This is a genomic window from Variovorax sp. RA8 (assembly GCF_901827175.1).
In the GTDB taxonomy this organism is placed as follows: domain Bacteria; phylum Pseudomonadota; class Gammaproteobacteria; order Burkholderiales; family Burkholderiaceae_C; genus Variovorax.
This window is the reverse complement of record NZ_LR594662.1, coordinates 4,653,535-4,671,426: the sequence shown is the minus strand read 5'-3', so window position 1 is coordinate 4,671,426 and position 17,892 is coordinate 4,653,535. Positions and strand designations below refer to the sequence as shown.

General features: G+C 68.7%; 17 protein-coding genes. 13 read left to right on the top strand and 4 right to left on the bottom strand.

Going from position 1 to position 17,892, the window contains the following annotated elements; translation table 11 throughout:
* Nucleotides 1–117: 117 nt before the first annotated feature.
* Nucleotides 118–1,029, top strand: a complete 912-nt coding sequence (kdgD, locus tag E5P3_RS21960) for a 5-dehydro-4-deoxyglucarate dehydratase (protein WP_162587893.1) — start codon at nt 118–120, stop codon at nt 1,027–1,029.
* 114 nt (nt 1,030–1,143) lie between these two features.
* Nucleotides 1,144–2,580 carry an aldehyde dehydrogenase family protein gene (locus tag E5P3_RS21955; RefSeq protein ID WP_162587892.1) on the top strand — a complete coding sequence of 479 codons (1,437 nt, stop codon included), beginning with the start codon at nt 1,144–1,146 and terminating at the stop codon, nt 2,578–2,580.
* Nucleotides 2,581–2,772: 192 nt separating this feature from the next.
* Here the strand turns inward: E5P3_RS21955 and E5P3_RS21950 are convergent, their stop codons facing one another.
* The gene (locus E5P3_RS21950) at nt 2,773–4,305 is read right to left on the bottom strand and encodes an ABC transporter permease/substrate-binding protein (protein ID WP_174263151.1); all 1,533 of its coding nucleotides are present in this window, start codon (nt 4,303–4,305) and stop codon (nt 2,773–2,775) included.
* A gap of 106 nt (nt 4,306–4,411) precedes the next feature.
* Between E5P3_RS21950 and E5P3_RS21945 the strand changes: the two genes are divergently transcribed.
* Together E5P3_RS21945 and E5P3_RS21940 are read left to right on the top strand one after the other, a co-directional pair.
* Nucleotides 4,412–5,200: an alpha/beta fold hydrolase gene (locus tag E5P3_RS21945; protein ID WP_162587891.1), complete on the top strand. Its 789-nt coding sequence runs from the start codon at nt 4,412–4,414 to the stop codon at nt 5,198–5,200.
* A gap of 30 nt (nt 5,201–5,230) precedes the next feature.
* A complete protein-coding gene (locus tag E5P3_RS21940) occupies nt 5,231–6,364 on the top strand; it encodes an ROK family protein (RefSeq protein WP_162587890.1) in 1,134 nt (377 codons plus the stop codon).
* A gap of 24 nt (nt 6,365–6,388) precedes the next feature.
* On the opposite strand, the gene E5P3_RS21935 is transcribed toward E5P3_RS21940, so the two are convergent.
* Genes E5P3_RS21935 through E5P3_RS21925 form a run of 3 tightly spaced genes read right to left on the bottom strand, consistent with a single transcriptional unit; the run spans nt 6,389 to nt 9,619 of the window.
* Nucleotides 6,389–7,765 (bottom strand): phospholipase D-like domain-containing protein, encoded by a 1,377-nt coding sequence (locus tag E5P3_RS21935; protein ID WP_232073259.1) that lies wholly within the window; start codon nt 7,763–7,765, stop codon nt 6,389–6,391.
* A gap of 16 nt (nt 7,766–7,781) precedes the next feature.
* Nucleotides 7,782–8,459 carry a glutathione S-transferase family protein gene (locus E5P3_RS21930; RefSeq protein WP_162587889.1) on the bottom strand — a complete coding sequence of 226 codons (678 nt, stop codon included), beginning with the start codon at nt 8,457–8,459 and terminating at the stop codon, nt 7,782–7,784.
* A 38-nt stretch (nt 8,460–8,497) separates the two neighbouring features.
* Nucleotides 8,498–9,619 carry a 5-methyltetrahydropteroyltriglutamate--homocysteine S-methyltransferase gene (locus tag E5P3_RS21925; RefSeq protein ID WP_162587888.1) on the bottom strand — a complete coding sequence of 374 codons (1,122 nt, stop codon included), beginning with the start codon at nt 9,617–9,619 and terminating at the stop codon, nt 8,498–8,500.
* A 147-nt stretch (nt 9,620–9,766) separates the two neighbouring features.
* Between E5P3_RS21925 and E5P3_RS21920 the strand changes: the two genes are divergently transcribed.
* The 9 genes from E5P3_RS21920 (at nt 9,767) to E5P3_RS21880 (ending at nt 17,891) form a co-directional block, all read left to right on the top strand.
* Nucleotides 9,767–10,870: an aromatic ring-hydroxylating dioxygenase subunit alpha gene (locus E5P3_RS21920; protein WP_162587887.1), complete on the top strand. Its 1,104-nt coding sequence runs from the start codon at nt 9,767–9,769 to the stop codon at nt 10,868–10,870.
* The gene (locus E5P3_RS21915) at nt 10,870–11,625 is read left to right on the top strand and encodes a GntR family transcriptional regulator (protein WP_162587886.1); all 756 of its coding nucleotides are present in this window, start codon (nt 10,870–10,872) and stop codon (nt 11,623–11,625) included. Before E5P3_RS21920 ends, E5P3_RS21915 begins: the two co-directional genes overlap by 1 nt.
* A 16-nt stretch (nt 11,626–11,641) precedes the next feature.
* Nucleotides 11,642–12,652 (top strand): PDR/VanB family oxidoreductase, encoded by a 1,011-nt coding sequence (locus E5P3_RS21910; RefSeq protein WP_162587885.1) that lies wholly within the window; start codon nt 11,642–11,644, stop codon nt 12,650–12,652.
* Between the two features lie 155 nt (nt 12,653–12,807).
* On the top strand, nt 12,808–13,983 hold the full coding sequence (locus E5P3_RS21905) for an ABC transporter substrate-binding protein (RefSeq protein ID WP_162587884.1): 1,176 nt from the start codon (nt 12,808–12,810) through the stop codon (nt 13,981–13,983).
* Nucleotides 13,984–14,131: 148 nt separating this feature from the next.
* A complete protein-coding gene (locus E5P3_RS21900; protein ID WP_162587883.1) occupies nt 14,132–15,004 on the top strand; it encodes a branched-chain amino acid ABC transporter permease in 873 nt (290 codons plus the stop codon).
* 3 nt (nt 15,005–15,007) lie between these two features.
* Nucleotides 15,008–15,979 carry a branched-chain amino acid ABC transporter permease gene (locus E5P3_RS21895; protein ID WP_162587882.1) on the top strand — a complete coding sequence of 324 codons (972 nt, stop codon included), beginning with the start codon at nt 15,008–15,010 and terminating at the stop codon, nt 15,977–15,979.
* Nucleotides 15,976–16,734: an ABC transporter ATP-binding protein gene (locus E5P3_RS21890; protein WP_162587881.1), complete on the top strand. Its 759-nt coding sequence runs from the start codon at nt 15,976–15,978 to the stop codon at nt 16,732–16,734. Before E5P3_RS21895 ends, E5P3_RS21890 begins: the two co-directional genes overlap by 4 nt.
* Nucleotides 16,727–17,431 (top strand): ABC transporter ATP-binding protein, encoded by a 705-nt coding sequence (locus tag E5P3_RS21885; RefSeq protein WP_162587880.1) that lies wholly within the window; start codon nt 16,727–16,729, stop codon nt 17,429–17,431. Before E5P3_RS21890 ends, E5P3_RS21885 begins: the two co-directional genes overlap by 8 nt.
* A gap of 52 nt (nt 17,432–17,483) precedes the next feature.
* Entirely contained in the window at nt 17,484–17,891 is a 408-nt protein-coding gene (locus tag E5P3_RS21880) for an SRPBCC family protein (protein WP_162587879.1), read from the top strand.
* Nucleotide 17,892 lies beyond the last annotated feature (1 nt).

Here is a 17,892-nt window from a genome sequence, read left to right as displayed (position 1 = left end):
CAGGTTGGCTCACTTCGTGTAGCCGCCCACCCCCTCACCGGGGGCAACACCAGCGGCCCGGCAAAGCCGGTTCCGCGGTGTTCCCCGACTTTCCTTCACTCTTTCCAGGATCTTTGGATGAATCCCCAAGAACTCAAATCCATCATGGGCTCCGGCCTGCTGTCCTTTCCGCTGACCGACTTCGATGCCGAGGGCAACTTCGACAAGAAGGGCTACATCGAGCGACTCGAATGGCTGGCCCCCTACGGCGCGAGTGCGCTGTTCGCGGCCGGCGGCACGGGCGAGTTCTTCTCGCTGACTGGTGACGAGTACCCGGGGATCATCGAGACGGCGGTGCAGACCTGCCGCGGCAAGGTGCCGATCATCGCGGGCGCGGGCGGCCCGACGCGCTTCGCGATCCAGTGCGCGCAGGCCGCCGAGAAGGCCGGCGCGCACGGCGTCCTGCTGCTGCCGCACTACCTGACCGAAGCCGGCCAGGAAGGCCTGGCGGCGCACGTGGAGGCGGTGTGCAAGAGCGTGAAGTTCGGCGTCATCGTCTACAACCGCGGGCAGAGCAGGCTGTACCCCGATACCCTGGCGAAGCTGGCCGAGCGCTGCCCCAACCTCGTCGGCTTCAAGGACGGCATCGGCGACATCGAGCTCATGAGCTCGATTCACCTGCGCATGGGCGACCGCTTTGCCTACCTCGGCGGCCTGCCCACGGCCGAGGTCTACGCCGCGGCCTACAAGGCGCTGGGCACGCCGGTGTATTCCTCGGCCGTCTTCAACTTCATCCCGAAGACCGCGATGGACTTCTACAAGGCGGTGGCGGCCGACGACATGGCGACACAGCACCGCCTGCTCAAGCAGTTCTTCATGCCTTACCTGGAGATCCGCAACAAGGGCCAGGGCTATGCGGTGAGCATCGTCAAGGCCGGCGCGCGCATCGTCGGCCGCGACGCGGGCCCGGTGCGTACGCCGCTCACCGAGCTCAAGCCGCAGGAGTACGAAGCGCTGGCGGCGCTTATCGACCAACTCGGGCCGCAGTAGGGTCGCAGGGCGGGGCGCTGGCCGAGGCGCCGCGCCTCGCCTATTCTTGAGACAGCGTGCGGGGCCGCCCAGACGGCCCCGTACTTTTTTCCGACCGACACCAAGGATCCTGCCATGCAGAACTTCGACAACCTGATCAACGGCGAATGGCGCGCCGGCGCCAGCTACAGCCCCAACACCAACCCGAGCAACCTGCAGGACGTGCTCGGCCACTACGCCCAGGGTGACGCCGCCCAGGTCGACGAGGCCGTGGCCGCGGCGAACGCCGCCTTCCCGGCCTGGTCCACCGGCAGCGTGCAGGCGCGCTCGGACGCGCTGGACAAGATCGGCAACGAGATCCTGGCCCGCAAGGAGGAACTCGGCACGCTGCTCGCGCGCGAGGAGGGCAAGACCCGCGCCGAAGGGATCGGCGAGGCCACGCGCGCCGGCCACATCTTCAAGTTCTTCGCGGGCGAATGCCTGCGCCTGGCGGGCGAGGTGATCCCGTCGGTACGTCCCGGCATCGGCATCGAGATCACGCGCGAACCCGTGGGCGTGGTGGGGCTGATCACGCCCTGGAACTTTCCGATCGCGATCCCGGCGTGGAAGGTCGCACCGGCGCTGGCCTACGGCAACTGCGTGGTGCTGAAGCCCGCCGACTTGGTGCCGGGCTGCGCCTGGGCGCTGGCCGAGATCATCAGCCGCTCGGGCATCCCGGCCGGCGTCTTCAACCTGGTGATGGGGCGCGGCAGCGTGATCGGCGATGCGCTGGTCAATCATCAGGGCATCCACGCCATCAGCTTCACAGGCTCGGTCGGCGTGGGCCGCCGCATCGCGGTGCAATGCGCGACGACCCACAAGAAGGTGCAGCTCGAGATGGGCGGCAAGAACCCGCAGGTGGTGCTCGACGATGCCGACCTGAACCAGGCGGTGGAGCTCAGCGTGCAGAGCGCCTTCTATTCCACTGGCCAGCGCTGCACCGCGTCCAGCCGGCTGATCGTGACCGACGGCATCTACCCGAAGTTCATCGAGGCGATGAAGGCGCGCATGGCGAAGATCAAGGTCGGCGATGCGCTGGCGCAGGGCACCGACATCGGCCCGGTCTCCAGCGAGAGCCAACTGCGGCAGGACCTGGACTACATCGACATCGGCCAGGGGGAAGGCGCCACCCTGGCTGCCGGTGGCGACCGGTTGAGGCTGGATACCGAGGGCTACTACATGTCGCCGGCACTGTTCAGCGAAACGGTGGCGAGCATGCGCATCAACAAGGAAGAGATCTTCGGGCCGGTGGCGAGCGTGATCCGTGTGAAGAACTACGAGGAGGCGCTGGCGACGGCGAACGACACGGAGTTCGGGCTGTCGGCGGGCATCGCCACGACTTCGCTGAAGTATGCGACGCATTTCAAGCGGCACAGCCAGGCGGGGATGGTGATGGTGAACCTGCCGACGGCGGGGGTGGACTATCACGTGCCTTTTGGCGGGCGGAAGGGGTCGAGCTATGGGGCGCGGGAGCAGGGGAGGTATGCGCAGGAGTTTTTTACGGTGGTGAAGACGGCGTACACGCTGGCTTGAGGTCTTGTCCCTCCCTCTCTGAAAGGGGGCTGGGGTGAGGGCACCAGGATCCGATCGGTACGTTGCGCTTTGGTTTGAGTCCGGGGCCGGGACGACTCCCCGGCTCCTGGCTCAACCAAAGCGCAAGGCACGAATCGACAGCTAGGGTGCCCCACACTCTTCTCCTGGAGGGAGGGAGAGCAAGACAAGAAGTCACCCAGCCCGCCCCCGACGAAGCCAATACTCGATCGCCTCGAACACCCCTTCGCTCAGCAACGCCAGCACCGCCGCCGGCACCGCCCCCGCCACCAGCAACTCACGGTCATTCAAGGCCAGCCCCGTCACGATCCGCTCCCCAAACCCTCCCGCGCCGATGAACGCCGCAATGGTCGCCGTCCCGATCGCAATCGCCGTCGCCGTGCGCGCACCCGCCAGCAGCGTCGGCAGCGCGAGCGGCAGCAAGACCAGCCGCAGGCTCTGGCCGCTCGTCATTCCCAGCGCCGTCCCGGCTTGCCGCAGCCCGGCCGGCACCTCCGCCAAGCCGGTCACCGTGTTGCGCATGATAGGCAGCAGCGAATAGAGCGTGAGCGCGATCAGCGCCGGCAAGGTGCCGATGGCGCCGATGAGCGAGATCAGCACCGCGAGCAGCGCAAGGGAGGGCACGGTCTGCAGGAGGCCGGCAAGGCCGAGCACCAGGGCCCGCAGCCGCAGGTGCGGGAACACGGCAATGCCCAGCGGCACGGCGACGAGGATCGCCAGCCCGACCGAGATCGCCACGAGCAGAAGATGCTGGCGCGCGAGCCGGCCGAGGTCGGGGCCGAAGAGCTTGGCAACGAAGCCGCGCGCATCTTCGCTGCCGGCGGCGCCGGCCTTTCCGCCCACGCCGCCCTGCGCCAGGAAATCACGCGCGATCACGTCGAAGGCCACGCCCTGCAGCTCGGCACGGGCGTTCATCGCGATCATCGCGCGCTCGTCGATGCGGCCCTCGAGCTTCTGCAGCGCGGCCCACGCCGCCGGCCAGCGCGTGGGCACGTCGAGCCGGTACAGCACCACCGCGTCGTAGCGCGGGAAGTAGCCGCGGTCGTCGGCCAGCACGCGCAGGCCGAGGTGGTCGATCTTGGCGTCGGTCGTGTAGATGTCGATGACGTCGACCTGCTTCGCCGCGATCGCGTCGTAGGCCAGGCCATGGTCCAGGCCGGTGGGCTTCTGCGCGAAGCCGTAGCGCGCGGCCAGGCCTTGCCAGCCATCGGCGCGGCCGATGAATTCATTGGACAGTCCCAGCCGCAGATCGGGATGGCGCGCCAGGTCGCCGAGGGTGCGCACGCCGAGCCGATCGGCATCGGCCGCACGCATGGCGAGCGCGTAGCCGTCGTTGAAGCCCAGCGGGATCGCGATGCCGAGGCCGAGCGGCGCGAGCGCGGCGTTCATGGCCTCGGGCGTCATGGGCTGGGGGTTCTTGAGGATCTCCAGCGCCACCGTGCCGGTGTATTCGGCGTAGAGGTCGATGCTGCCCGAGCGCAGGGCCTCGTAGACGATCGCGGTGTTGCCCAGGCCCTGCCGCAACCGGGGCGGGGCCGGAAGGTGAGGCGCGGCGGTCTGCGCCAGCACCTCGGCCAGGATGTAGGACTCGGTGAAGCGCTTGGAGCCGATGTCCAGGCCCGCGTCCTGCGCCTGCGAGGGGGCCGCTGCGCAGAGCAGGCCCAGGAAGGACAAGGCGAGGAGCCGCAGGTGGTGCAGGCAATGCATCGGCCGCAGTGTATCGACGGGCTGCGGATCGCGACAGGCCGCCTTCCTACAGGAGATCGTGAGCGAGGCTGATGCATGCCATGGCGCGTGCCCGCACAGTGAGAGGGTGCTCATCAATTACGTCCGGCGTGGCCAAGGCAAGTCGCTGCTGCTCGTCCATGGACTGGGCAGCAGCTGGCGTTCGTGGCAGGGCATCATGGAACCGCTGGCGGCCCGGCGCAGCGTGACCGCGATCGACCTCCCCGGCTTCGGCAAGAGTCCGCCGCTGGACGGCGAGGTCTCGTTGCAGACACTGGCCGACGCGCTCGCACAGTTCCTCCGGGAGCATGAGCTGATCGGCACCGATGCCGCCGGCAGCTCGATCGGCGCGCGCCTGCTGCTCGAGCTGGCGCGCCGCGGCGGCGTACTGGGCTCGGTGGTTTCGCTGGGGCCGGGCGGCTTCTGGCTCGGCTGGGAGCGCTTCCTCTTCGCCGCGTCGGTCTGGTTCTCGCACCGGCTTGCGCAGAGCCTGCAATTCGCCATGCCGACCCTCATCGCGCACGACTGGGCGCGCAGCCTGCTGCTGGCGCAGTTCTCGGTTCAGCCTGCCGCGCTGCCGCCTTCCATGGTGCTAGAGGAAATGCGCAGCTATGCGTCGGCACGCTCCTACGACGCGGTGCTGCGTGCGCTCCTGCGCGAGCCGGCGAGGCAGGGCGCGGATGCGGGCAGCCTGCCCAGGCCGCTGGTGATCGGCTGGGGGCGGCTCGACCGTGTCTGCCTGCCGCAGCAGGCGGCGCGGGCGCTGCAGCTCTATCCCGGGGCACGCCTGCACTGGTTCGAGTGCTGCGGCCACTTCCCGCACTGGGACGCGCCGGAGGAGACCACGCGCCTTATCCTCGAAGCCACGGCCGACTGACGGCACTACCCCAAACCTGCGAAGGACTTCATGGCCTCCAAGAACAAGACGCACAAGGCGCGACCGAAGAAGAGCAACGACAACAACAACAACCGATACGCGCCGACGCCGCCATCGGCCGACATTCATGGAGCGAAGGAATTGCCGGCTGTGGTGGTCGAGGGCTACAGCCTCCAGTTGCGAGGCGAGAACGGTTTCCTCGGCGACCGGGCCAGCCAGACGGCGTTCCGCGAGCTGCTGGAGCGCTGGCGCCGGCGCCATCGCAAGAAGGGCAAGCCGGATCCGCTGGGCGAGCAGCATTCCAAAGAGCTGGGGAAGGGCACGCTCGACGCGGCGTTGAAGGCAGGCAAGGCCACGGAAGCCACCGACATCGTCCATGCGGCCATCGAGGAGTTCGCCGAGGCCTTGTCTGAGGTCATCCAGAGCTTCCTTCGCCAGCCTTCGTGGAAGGGCGTCGAGCGCATCGTGATCGGCGGCGGCTTCCCGGAAAGCGACGTCGGCGAGCGCGCGGTGCTGCAGGCGGCCGCCATCCTCCAGGAAGCGAAAGTGCGGACGGAGCTCGCACGCATCTGCCACGAGCCCGACGACGCCGGGCTGCTCGGCTGGCTGCACCTCACGCCGCCCGAGCTGCTGGAGCACTACGACGCCATCCTTGCGCTCGACATCGGCGGCACCAATGTGCGCTGCGGCATCGTGAAGACGCGGCGCAAGCGGGCGGCCGACCTGTCGAAGGCGAAGGTGATTCGCCGCAAGAAGTGGCGCCATGCCGACGACGGCCCCAACCGGCGCATGCTGGTGGCACGGCTGGCCGAGATGCTCGAGGAGCAGGTCCACTATTGCAAGAAGGCGGGCATTCGCTTGGCGCCCTTCGTCGGCATCGGTTGCCCGGGGCTGATCCGCAAGGACGGCTCGATCGCGCGCGGCGCACAGAACATGCCCGGCGACTGGACCAGCGAGCACTTCCATCTGCCCACCGAACTCGCCAAGAAGATCCGGACCATCCGCGGCGTGCCGACGATGGTGCTGATGCACAACGATGCCGTGGTGCAGGGAATGAGCGAGCTGCCTTTCATGCGCGACGTGAAGCGCTGGGCGGTGCTGACCATCGGCACGGGGCTGGGTAACGCAAGCTACACCAACCTGGAGCCGTCCAAGAAGCAGTAGCGGGCCGCAACAGCCCGCCAGAGGCTAGAGCTGGAAGGCGATCGTCAGCAGCAGGCCTTCCGCCACGTCCCGCACCAGCCCGGGGCGCCGCGCACGGTAGGTCTCGCCGGCCGAGGCGGTGGTCTCGATCCACTGCGCGAGCCAGTCGATCTGCTCGGCGCCGTAGAACACCACGGCCGCCTCGTGGTTCAGCAGCAGGCTGCGCATGTCGAGGTTGATCGAGCCGCACAGCGCCAGCTGCTCGTCCACCACCACGGCCTTGGCGTGCGCCATGAAGGGCAGCATGCGGAAGCTGACGCCGGCGCGCGCGAGGTCGCGCATGGCCCGGGCGCGCACGAAGTCGGCGAGCCGGTGGTTGGATTGCGCCGGCATCGCGATCGTGACCTGCACGCCGCGCCGTGCTGCCAGGCGCAGCGCATCGCGCAGGCCGTCGCCGGGCACGAAGTAGGGCGTGACCGCGAGCAGCCGGTGCTCCGCGCGGAAGCAGGCGTCGATCAGCAGCGCATGGGCCGTGTCCTCGGTCTGGTCGGGCCCGCTGGGAAGGAACTGGGCGAGCTCGCCCGCCGGCGGCGCGGCGGCGGCGATGGCGCGCGGCTTGCGCCCGCGCACCGAGGCCCAGTCGTGGTCGAACTGGCGCGCCGCCGCCACGGCCACGTTCCCCCGGAGATCGAAGGACAGGTCGCGCCACGGCTGCGGGTGCTCATGGTTGCCGAGGAAGTACTCGCCCGCGAGGTTGCGCCCGCCCGACCAGAGCCAGCCGTCGTCCGCGATGGTGAGCTTGCGGTGGTTGCGCAGGTTGCGCGGGCCGGTGCGGCGCAGGCTGAAGAGGGGGCGGAACACGGCGACTTCCGCGCCGGCCTCGCGCAGCGTGTCGAAGTGATGGCGCGGCAGCGACAGGGCGCCGAAACCGTCGAGCAGCACGCGCACCTTGACGCCCTCGCGCGCGCGCCGCGACAGCCGGTTGATCGCCTCGTGGCCCAGCGCATCGTCGCCGATGATGAAGGTGCAGACGTCGATGCGCGTGCGCGCGCCCTCGATCACCTCCCACAACGCGTCGCGTGCCGCGCCGCCGTCGGCATGGAAGCGCACCGCGCTGGGCCCGGGGGGCGCGAGGCCGAAGCTCTCGATCAGGTCGGCCGCCCAGTGCCCCGCCGGCACCGAGCGCGGCGGCCGGGGCGAACCCGAAGGCCGCAGCTTGCGCTGGCCGAACAACAGGTACATCGGCAGGATGAGGTAGGGCAGCAGCGTCAGGCCCATGACCCAGGCAATCGCGGTGGCGGGCGCGCGATGCTCGCGCCGCCCGCGCGTGGTCAGCACATAGACCAGCAGCGCGAAGGTCACGACCAGCAGGTGCTGCGACGGCGAGGGCAGCCAGTCCAGCCAGTCGTCGATGCGGTTCACGCGGCGCCGGCCTGATTCACGCGTTGGCAGGCGCCAGATGCGACCGAAGGGCGGCGGGCACGGGCCGCCCCTCCGAGGCCAGGAAGCGCATCATCGGCCCGACCACCGCGCGCACCGCGGGACGCGCGCCCACGCGCTCGCGCCAGGCGAGCAGGCGCGGCGTTGCGTCCGTCATGCCGGCACCCTTGCGGTCGGCGAAGACCTGCGCCATGTAGAAGGCGATGTCGGCGAAGGAGTAGGGGCCGGCCAGATGGTCGGCTTGCTCGAGGCGCTCTTCCATCTGCTCGTAGAAGCGCGAGCAGGCAGCGCAGGCCGTCACCGCCGCCTCGCTGCGCATGTCGTGCTGCAAGCCCATCAGCCTGATCACGTGGGGGAAGAACACCTCGTCGGACAGGTGCTCGAGCTGGCGGGCACGGGCGCGGCCGGCGACGTCGCGCGGCCACAGCGGCGGCTCGGGCACCTTGTCCTCGAGGTACTCGAAGATCTGCGTGGAGTCGAAGACTTCCACCTCGCCGTCGATCAGCACGGGCACCTGCCGCTTGGGATTGACGCGCAGCACCTCGGGGTGCTTGGGAAGGTAGTTGTCGTCCTTGTCGAAAGGCACCATGACGGCTTCGATCGCGATGCCTTTTTCGAGCGCCGCGATCTGCGCCTTGGCGCCGAACATGCTGAGGGGGCCGGTGAAGAGCTTCATGGAGCGCGATCATGCCGCGACTTCACCGGGCATGCACCTCAGGTCGAGCCCCAGACCTCCTGGGCCGTTTCCACCACCAGCCGCAGCTTGCTGCGCTGGTCCTCCACGGCGATCTTGTTGCCGTGCACCGTGCTGGAGAAACCGCATTGCGGCGACAGCGCCAGCTGCTCCAGCGGGACGTACTTGGCGGCAGCCTCGATGCGCTGCTTGAGCTCGTCCTTGTCTTCCAGCTGCCCGAACTTGGTGGTCACCAGGCCCAGCACCACGGTCTTGCCCTTGGGCAGGAAGCGCAGCGGCCGGAAGTCGCCCGAGCGCGCGTCGTCGTATTCGAGGAAGTAGGCGTCCAGGTCCATCTCCTTGAGCAGCGCCTCGGCCACCGGCTCGTAGTTGCCGGCCGCGGCATGGGTGCTCTTGAAGTTGCCGCGGCACAGGTGCATCGCGAGCGTCATGCCCGCGGGCTTCTGCGCCACCACCTTGTTGATGAAGGCGGCGTAGCGGTGCGGCAGCTCGTTGGGGTCGTCGCCGCGCTGGCGGGCCGCCTCGCGCATCTTCTCGTCGCACAGGTAGGCGAGGTTGGTGTCGTCCATCTGCACGTAGGTGCAGCCGGCCTCGGCCAGCGAGCGCAGCTCGTCGCCGTAAGCACGGGCCACGTCGTCGTAGAAGGCCGGGTCGAGCTCCGGGTAGGCCTCCTTGCTGATCCCGGCGCGGCCGCCGCGGAAATGCAGCATGGTGGGCGAGGGGATGGTGACCTTGGGCGTGTTGCCGGGCGAGACCTGGCTCTTGAGGTACTGGAAGTCGGCCAGCTGGATGGCCTTGGCGTGGGTCACCTTGTCGATCACGCGCATCACCGGCGGTGCGAGCTCCTCGCTGCCATCGGGCTTGCGGATCGTGACCGGGATGTCGGTCTTCACGCCGCCGAGCTGCTCGAGGAAGTCGATGTGGAAGTAGGTCCGGCGGAACTCGCCGTCGGTAATGCTCTTGAGACCGATGTCCTCCTGGAACTTCACGATCTCGGTGATGGCCTTGTCTTCGACCCTGCGAAGCTGTTCGGGCGTGATCTCGCCCTTGGCTTTCTGCTCGCGGGCTTCGAGCAGGTACTGGGGGCGCAGGAAGCTGCCGACGTGGTCGTAGCGGGCAGGCAGGCGGGCGTGTTCGGACATGGTGGGCTCCGTCGAGTCTGAAAAAGAACGACCGATCGTAAACGCTGCGCAATTCGGGCGGATGAATACAGCGAGTTCAGTGTTTTCCCTTAAAAGAGGGCCATAAGTATTGGATTTTGAGCGGTGACTGTATACATTGCGTATCCCATGAGCCGTTCCACAAGTCCTTTTCCCCTCGATGCCTGGTATGCGGCGGCCTACGACGTCGAGATCAAGCACAGCCTGCTGGCGCGTACCGTCTGCAACCAGAAGCTGGTGCTGTACCGGCGCAACGATGGCCAGGTGGCCGCGCTGGAGGACGCCTGCTGGCATCGCCTGATGCCGCTCTCCCTCGGCCGGCTGGAAGGCGACGAGCTGGTCTGCGGCTACCACGGCCTGGTCTACAACAGCCAGGGCCGCTGCACTCACATGCCGAGCCAGGAGACGCTCAACCCCTCGGCTTGCGTGCGGGCCTACCCGGTGGTGGAGAAGCATCGCTTCGTCTGGATCTGGCCCGGCGACCCTGCCAAGGCCGACCCGGCGCTGGTGCCCGACATGCACTGGAACGACGATCCGGCCTGGGCCGGCGACGGCAAGATGATCCGCGTGGCCTGCGACTACCGGCTGGTGGTCGACAACCTGATGGACCTCACGCACGAGGCCTTCGTGCACGGCTCCTCCATCGGCAACCGCGCGGTGGCCGAGGCGCCTTTCGTCGCGACGCACGGGGATCGGTCCGCCACCGTCACGCGCTGGATGGAGAACATCGACCCGCCGCCGTTCTGGGCTGCACAGATCCGGCATGCGCATGGCTACGAGGGCAAGGTCGACCGCTGGCAGATCATCCGCTTCGAGGGGCCGTGCACTGTCAATATCGACGTGGGTGTCGCCGCGGCGGGCAGCGGCGCGGTGCCGCGCGAAGGCCATCCGGGCGATCGCAGCGGGGGCGTGAACGGCTACGTGCTCAACACAATCACGCCCGAGACCGACACCACCTGCCTCTACTTCTGGGCGTTCGCACGCAATTACTGCATCGGCGAGCAGCGGCTCACGCACGAACTGCGCGAGGGCGTGGCCGGCATCTTCCGCGAGGACGAGCTGGTGCTCGAGGCGCAGCAGCGCGCGATGGACGAGCGCCCCGGGCACGAGTTCCACAACTTGAACATCGACGCCGGTGCGATGTGGGCGCGCCGGTTGATCGACCAGATGATCGCGAAGGAGCGGCCGGCTGGCATCCCGATCCGGCCGGTGCCGGTGGCGGAACGCGCGTGATGGCCACGGTCAACGAGGCTTCTACGGACGTCGGCGGCTCGCAGGCCGTGAAGGCCCAGCTGCGGCTGCGCGAGATGGTGCTGGCCGGCGAGCTGCCGGGCGGCACGCGCATCGCGGAGGTGGCGATCTCGGAGCAGCTGGGCGTCTCGCGCACGCCGGTGCGCAGCGCGCTCATGCGCCTCGAGCAGGAAGGACTGCTCGAAGCCCTGCCCAATGGCGGCTACGCGGTGCGCACCTTCTCGGAACGCGACGTTGCCGATGCCATCGAGCTGCGCGGCACGCTCGAAGGCCTGTCGGCGCGGCTGGCGGCCGAGCGCGGCGCGGCGCCCGTGCTGCTGCGCGAGGCGCGCGCCTGCCTGCGGCGCATCGACGAGCTGCTGAGGGAGCCTGCGCTCGACGACGCCGCCTTCTCGCGCTATGTCGAGTTCAACGGGCAGTTCCATCGGCTGCTGTCGGAGATGGCCGGCAGCCCGCTGCTCGCGCAGCAGATGGAGCGCGTGATCAACCTTCCCTTCGCGTCGCCCTCCGCTTTCGTGGTGGTGCAAGCCAACTCGCCGGCCGCGCGCGACATGCTCGTGATCGCGCAGGACCAGCATGGCCAGGTGCTGGACGCGGTCGAGAACCGCGAGGGCTCGCGCGCCGAGGCGCTGATGCGCGAGCACAGCCGCCTGGCGCAGCGCAACCTGCGCGAGGCGCTGCATGGCGTGCACAACCATCCCCTGCCGGGTGTGCAACTGATCCGCCGGCGGGCCTGAATCCACCTTTCTTGCGATGAACAGCGAAATCCACTGGATGCCTGCGCGCATCACGGCCTGCCGCGATCTGACGCCCACGGTGCGCGAGTTCGAAATCACCCCCGAGTCGGGCGTGGCGGCCGGTTACGAGCCCGGGTCCCATCTCCAGGTCCAGGTGCTGGTCGGGGTGCCTGGCGCAGGCCGGATGCAGACGCGCCACTACTCGCTCGTGGGCGAACCCGATGGCCTGGTGTGGCGCATTGCCGTCAAGCGCCTGGACGACGGCCGCGGCGGCTCGCTCGCGATGTGGCGCCTGGCGCCCGGCGATCGCCTGCTGGTGACGCAGCCGCAGAACCACTTCGGCCTCGACACCACGGCGCCCGGCTACCTGCTGGTGGCGGGCGGCATCGGCATCACGCCGATGGTCTTCATGGCGCAGCGCCTGGGCGCGCTGGCCGCGCGCAGGGGCGTGCCGGTGCGCATGCTCTACGGCGCGCGAAGTGCCGAGGAACTGGCCTATCTCCCGTTGCTGCAGAAGGCGCTTGGAGGCTCGCAAGCCACCAGCGTCCAGGCTCACGCCGGCAGCGCACCCATCGATTTCGCCGCCGAGATCGAGGCGTTGCCCCCTGGCGGTCAGCTGTACACCTGCGGACCGGTGCCGATGCTGGAAGCCGTCAAGCGCGCCTGGGCGGCAGCCGGGCGCCCGCCGGCGGACCTGCGCTTCGAGACCTTCGGCAGCAGCGGCCGGCTGCCCGCACAAGCCTTCCAGGTGCGCATTCCACGGCACGGCCTCAGCATCGAGGTACCGGCCGACTGCAGCCTGCTCGAAGCGCTCGAAGCCGCGGGCGTGCAGACGCTGTGGGATTGCCGTCGCGGCGAATGCGGCCTGTGCGCCATGGACGTGCTTTCCGTCGATGGCGAGATCGACCACCGCGATGTGTTCCTCAGCGAGCATGAGAAGCGCGAAGGCCGACGCATCTGCGCCTGCGTGTCGCGCGCCGTCGGCAGCATCACCCTCGATTCCGCGTGGCGGCCCGACGCGCCGTGAAGGCCTGGGAGCTGTGCGCGATCATCGCGCAAATGATCGATGGATCGCGCAGAATGCAGGCCCGCGGGCCCGCGCCTTAGGTGTTTGCCAAGGCGCCAACGTCGTTTCAATTGATCACAATACGCCCCGTTCCGATGCATCACAAGGAGACATCCATGCAACGTCGCCACCTCCTGCAGGCCGCGAGCCTCACGGCCCTCGCTCTGGCCATGCCGCTGGCGCAGGCCCAGGGCAACACCTTCAAGATCGGCCTGGTGTTGCCGATGACAGGGCAGCAGGCCACCACCGGTCGCCAGATCGAGGCTGCGGCCCGGCTCTACATGGCGCAGAACGGCGACACCGTCGCGGGCAGGAAGATCGAGCTGATCGTCAAGGACGACACCAGCCTGCCCGACGTGACCAAGCGCCTGGCGCAGGAGCTGGTGGTGAACGACAAGGTCAACGTGCTGGCCGGCTTCGGCATCACGCCCTCGGCCATGGCCACCGCGCCCATCGCCACCCAGTCGAAGACACCGATGGTGGTGATGGCCGCCGCCACCTCCAGCATCACGGAGGCTTCGCCCTACATCGTGCGCACCAGCTTCACGCTGCCGCAGGTCTCGGTCGCGATGGGCGACTGGGCGCCCAAGAACGGGGTGAAGTCGGTGGTCACGCTGGTCGCCGACTACGGGCCGGGCAATGACGCCGAGAAGTTCTTCGCCGAGCGCTTCCAGCTCAACGGCGGCAAGGTGCTCGACAAGCTGCGCGTGCCGCTGCGCAACCCGGATTTCGCGCCCTTCCTGCAGAAGGTGCGCGACGCCAAGCCCGACGCGCTGTTCGTCTTCGTGCCCTCGGGCGCCGGCGCGGCGGTGATGAAGCAGTTCATCGAGCGCGGCATGGACAAGGCCGGCATCAAGATGATCGCGACCGGCGACGTGACGGACGACGACCAGCTCAACGACATGGGCGACGGTGCGCTGGGCGTGGTCACCACGCACCACTACTCGGCGGCGCACCCGTCGGCGGCCAACAAGAAGTTCGTCGAGGCCTTCCAGAAGGCCAACAAGAACATGCGTCCCAACTTCATGGCGATCGGCGGCTACGACGGCATGCGCGTGATCTACGAGGCGCTCAAGGCCACCAAGGGGCAGGGCGGCGGCGACGCGCTGCTGGCGGCGATGAAGGGCCAGCTCTTCGAGAGCCCGCGCGGCCAGGTGCTGATCGACGCGCAGACGCGCGACATCGTGCAGGACGTGTACCTGCGCAAGGTCGAGAAGAAGGACGGGCAGCTCTACAACGTCGAGTTCGACGTGATCAAGGCGGTGAAGGATCCGGGCAAGAACAAGCAGTGATTCAGCAAACGCCCGCGCGCTCCAGCCACATGGCCCCGCTGCGCTCCCTTCGGGAAACACCGCGGAACCGGCTTTGCCGGGCCGCTGGTGTTGCCCCCGGTAGGGGGTGGGCGCCCGACACGAAGTGCGGGCAACCTGGGGGCGAGTTGTGTTGACCATTCTTTTCGACGGCATCGCCTACGGCATGCTGCTGTTCGTGCTCGCGGTCGGGTTGGCGGTGACGCTGGGGCTGATGAACTTCATCAACCTCGCGCACGGGGCCTTCGCGATGGCCGGGGGCTATCTGACGGTGTTCGCGATGCAGAAGCTGGGCGTGCCCTTCCTGGCCTGCCTGCCGCTGGCCTTCATCGTGGTCGGCCTGGCGGGCGCGCTGCTGGAACGCACGCTCTACCGGCCGATGTACGGCAAGCCGCACCTGGACCAGGTGCTGTTCTCGATCGGCTTGGCCTTCATGGCGGTGGCGGCCATCGACTACTTCGTCGGCTCCTCGCAGCAGAACATCCACCTGCCCGAATGGCTGCGCGGCCGCAGCGAGATCGGCGAGGATCCGTGGCTGCTGGGAATGGGGCACTACCGGCTTTTCATCATCGCGGTATGCGCCGTGCTCACCGTGGTGCTGCAGCTCATCCTGTCGAAGACGCGCTTCGGCAGCCGGCTGCGCGCGGCGGTGGACGATCCGCGCGTGGCGGCGGGGCTGGGCATCAACGTCAACGTGGTGTTCCTGGCGACCTTCGCGGTGGGCTCGGGCCTCGCCGGGCTGGGCGGCGCGCTGGGCGCCGAGATCCTCGGCATGGACCCGACCTTCCCGCTCAAGTACATGATCTATTTCCTGATCGTGGTCTCGGTCGGCGGCACCTCGTCGATCACCGGGCCGCTGCTGGCGGCGCTGCTGCTGGGCATCGCCGACGTGGCGGGCAAGTACTTCATCCCCAAGATGGGGGCCTTCACGGTCTACCTGCTGATGATTCTGATCCTGATGTGGCGCCCGCAGGGATTGTTCACGCGCCGGGGAGGGCGTTAGCCAATGGATTCACGCGACGCGCTGCTCGCCAGGACGCGCTGGCGGCCCTGGGAATTCGTCTTCTGGGCGGTGGTCTTCGTGCTGCCGGGGCTGCTGCCCTCGAAGGCGCTGATGATCAACGAGATCGCGATCATCGCGCTGTTCGCGCTGTCGCTGGACCTGATCCTCGGCTACACCGGCATCGTTTCGCTGGGCCACGCGGCTTTCTTCGGCTTCGGTGCCTACACGGCCGCGCTCTTCGCCAAGCACGTGATGCCGGACCCGACCGTGGGCCTGCTGGTCGCCATCGTCGCCTCGGCCGCCCTCGGCGCCCTGGCCAGCATCACCATCCTGCGCGGCAGCGACCTCACGCGGCTGATGGTCACGCTGGGCACCGCGTTGCTGCTGCTCGAACTTGCCAACAAGCTGGACTGGCTCACGGGCGGCGCCGACGGGCTGCAGGGTGTGGTGATGGGGCCGGTGCTGGGCCTGTTCGACTTCGACCTCTACGGCCGGACGGCGGCCTGGTACTCGCTCGCGGTGCTGTTGCTGCTGTTCCTCGTGATGCGGCGCCTGGTGCAGTCATCCTTCGGCGCCACGCTCAAGGCGATTCGCGACAACCGCCTGCGCGCGATGGCGATCGGCATTCCGGTGATCTCGCGCATCGCGGTGATCTACACCGTGGCCGCGGCGGTGGCCGGCGCGGCGGGCGCGCTGCTGGCGCAGACCACCGGCTTCGCCTCGCTCGACGTGCTGGCCTTCGACCGCTCGGCCGACGTGCTGCTGATGCTGGTGATCGGGGGCGTGGGCTGGCTCTACGGCGGCATCGCCGGTGCCATCGTCTTCAAGCTGCTGCAGGACGCGCTGTCGACCGTGACGCCGCAGTACTGGATGTTCTGGATCGGGCTGATCCTGGTGCTGCTGGTGCTGGTCGGGCGCGATCGGCTGTTCAGGCCCTGGACGTGGTTTGGCCGGCGCGCGGGTTCGACGCCATGAGCGATACCGTCCTGTCCGCCACCGGCTTGGTGATGCGCTTCGGTGGCATCACCGCCACCGACAACGTGACGCTGAGCCTGAAGCGCGGCGCACGCCACGCGCTGATCGGCCCCAACGGCGCCGGCAAGACCACGCTTGTCAACCTGCTGACGGGTGTGCTCACGCCGACCGCGGGGCGCATCGTGCTGGAGGGCGAGGACATCACGCGCCTGGCGCCGCATGCCCGCGTGGCGCGCGGCATGGTGCGCACCTTCCAGATCAACCAGCTCTTCGACTCCATGACGCCGCTGGAAACCTTGGCGCTGGTCGTGTCGCAGCGCTCGGGCCTGGGAGCGCAGTGGTGGCGGCCGCTGGGCGCGACGGCGCGGGTCTCGGAGCGGGCGGCGCAGCTGCTGGAGCAGTTCCGTCTCGCCGACGTGGCGCGCCAGCCGACGCGTGAGCTGGCCTATGGCAAGCGCCGCCTGCTCGAGATCGCGATCGCGCTGGCCTGCGAGCCGCGCGTGCTGCTGCTGGACGAGCCCGTGGCCGGCGTGCCGGCGGGCGAGCGCGAGGAGCTGCTGCAGACGGTGTCCGCGCTGCCGGCCGATGTCTCGGTGCTGCTGATCGAGCACGACATGGACCTGGTGTTCAGCTTCGCGGACCGCATGACGGTGCTGGTCAACGGAGCCTTGCTCACGGAGGGCGACCCGGACACGATCGCCAACGATCCCAAAGTGAAGGAGGTCTATCTGGGGCAGGGAGCCGTGCATGTCTGAACTGCTGCGCATCGAGAAGCTCAGCGCCGGCTACGGAGAGGCCGTGGTGCTGCACGACGTCTCGCTCAGCCTCGGCGAGGGCCAGAGCCTGGCGCTGCTGGGGCGCAACGGCACCGGCAAGACCACGCTGATCAACACGCTGGCCGGTGCGACGCGCCAGCACGGCGGCAGCATCGCGCTCTCGGGCGCGGCGCTGCACAAGCTCCCGCCCCACCAGCGCGCCGCCGCCGGCATCGGCTGGGTGCCGCAGGAGCGCAACATCTTCAAGTCGCTCACGGTGCACGAGAACCTGACGGCCGTGGAGCGGCCCGGCCGGTGGAACCCGCAGCGCGTCTACGAGATGTTCCCGCGCCTGGCCGAGCGCAAACGCAACCTGGGCACGCAGCTGTCGGGCGGCGAGCAGCAGATGCTGGCCGTGGGCCGGGCGCTGGTGGTGAATCCGCGGCTGCTGCTGCTCGACGAGCCGCTCGAAGGGCTGGCCCCGATCCTCGTGGAGGAGTTGCTGCGCGCGATCCGCCGCATCACGCAGGACGAGGGGCTCGCGGCCATCATCGTCGAGCAGCACCCGCAGGCCATCCTCGCGATCTCCGACGAAGCGGTGGTGCTGGACCATGGCACGGTGGTGCATGCCGATCGCGCGGCGACCTTGAGTGCCCAGCCCGAGGTGCTGGAGCGCTTGCTGGGCGTCTCGCGCTGACCTTGCGCCCGACCTGCAATGGTTCGAAACGATCCGTCACAGGAGACTCGAGATGGCAAGCATTCGACGCGAAACGCAGGTGGCCGCGGGCGCCGCGCAGGTCTGGGAAGTGGTGCGCGACATCGGCGCGATCCACCGCCGGCTGGTGCCCGGCTTCGTGACGGACTGCAAGCTGGAGGGCGATGCGCGCATCGTCACCTTCGGCAACGGGGTGGTGGCGCGGGAGGTGATCGTCGATATGGACGATGCCGCGCGCCGGCTGGTCTGGTCGGCCAGCGGCGGCCGGCTCAGCCATCACAACGCATCGCTGCAGATTTTCGACGAGGGCGGCGGGCAAAGCCGGCTGGTCTGGATCGCCGATCTGCTTCCGCACGAGATGGCCGGCCCCATCGCCGGCATGATCGACGAGGGCATGCGTGTGATGAAGAAAACCCTGGAGGCGCAGCCGGCTGCTCAGTAGC

Excerpts from the sequence above, each read along its gene's own strand:
- E5P3_RS21940 (WP_162587890.1), top strand. The coding sequence starts at position 5,231 with ATGGCCTCCAAGAACAAGACGCACAAGGCGCGACCGAAGAAGAGCAAC.
- E5P3_RS21955 (WP_162587892.1), top strand. The coding sequence starts at position 1,144 with ATGCAGAACTTCGACAACCTGATCAACGGCGAATGGCGCGCCGGCGCC.
- E5P3_RS21920 (WP_162587887.1), top strand. The coding sequence starts at position 9,767 with ATGAGCCGTTCCACAAGTCCTTTTCCCCTCGATGCCTGGTATGCGGCG.
- kdgD (WP_162587893.1), top strand. The coding sequence starts at position 118 with ATGAATCCCCAAGAACTCAAATCCATCATGGGCTCCGGCCTGCTGTCC.
- E5P3_RS21880 (WP_162587879.1), top strand. The coding sequence starts at position 17,484 with ATGGCAAGCATTCGACGCGAAACGCAGGTGGCCGCGGGCGCCGCGCAG.
- E5P3_RS21885 (WP_162587880.1), top strand. The coding sequence starts at position 16,727 with ATGTCTGAACTGCTGCGCATCGAGAAGCTCAGCGCCGGCTACGGAGAG.
- E5P3_RS21925 (WP_162587888.1), bottom strand. The coding sequence starts at position 9,619 with ATGTCCGAACACGCCCGCCTGCCTGCCCGCTACGACCACGTCGGCAGC.
- E5P3_RS21950 (WP_174263151.1), bottom strand. The coding sequence starts at position 4,305 with ATGCATTGCCTGCACCACCTGCGGCTCCTCGCCTTGTCCTTCCTGGGC.
- E5P3_RS21890 (WP_162587881.1), top strand. The coding sequence starts at position 15,976 with ATGAGCGATACCGTCCTGTCCGCCACCGGCTTGGTGATGCGCTTCGGT.
- E5P3_RS21910 (WP_162587885.1), top strand. The coding sequence starts at position 11,642 with ATGAACAGCGAAATCCACTGGATGCCTGCGCGCATCACGGCCTGCCGC.
- E5P3_RS21895 (WP_162587882.1), top strand. The coding sequence starts at position 15,008 with ATGGATTCACGCGACGCGCTGCTCGCCAGGACGCGCTGGCGGCCCTGG.
- E5P3_RS21930 (WP_162587889.1), bottom strand. The coding sequence starts at position 8,459 with ATGAAGCTCTTCACCGGCCCCCTCAGCATGTTCGGCGCCAAGGCGCAG.
- E5P3_RS21905 (WP_162587884.1), top strand. The coding sequence starts at position 12,808 with ATGCAACGTCGCCACCTCCTGCAGGCCGCGAGCCTCACGGCCCTCGCT.
- E5P3_RS21915 (WP_162587886.1), top strand. The coding sequence starts at position 10,870 with ATGGCCACGGTCAACGAGGCTTCTACGGACGTCGGCGGCTCGCAGGCC.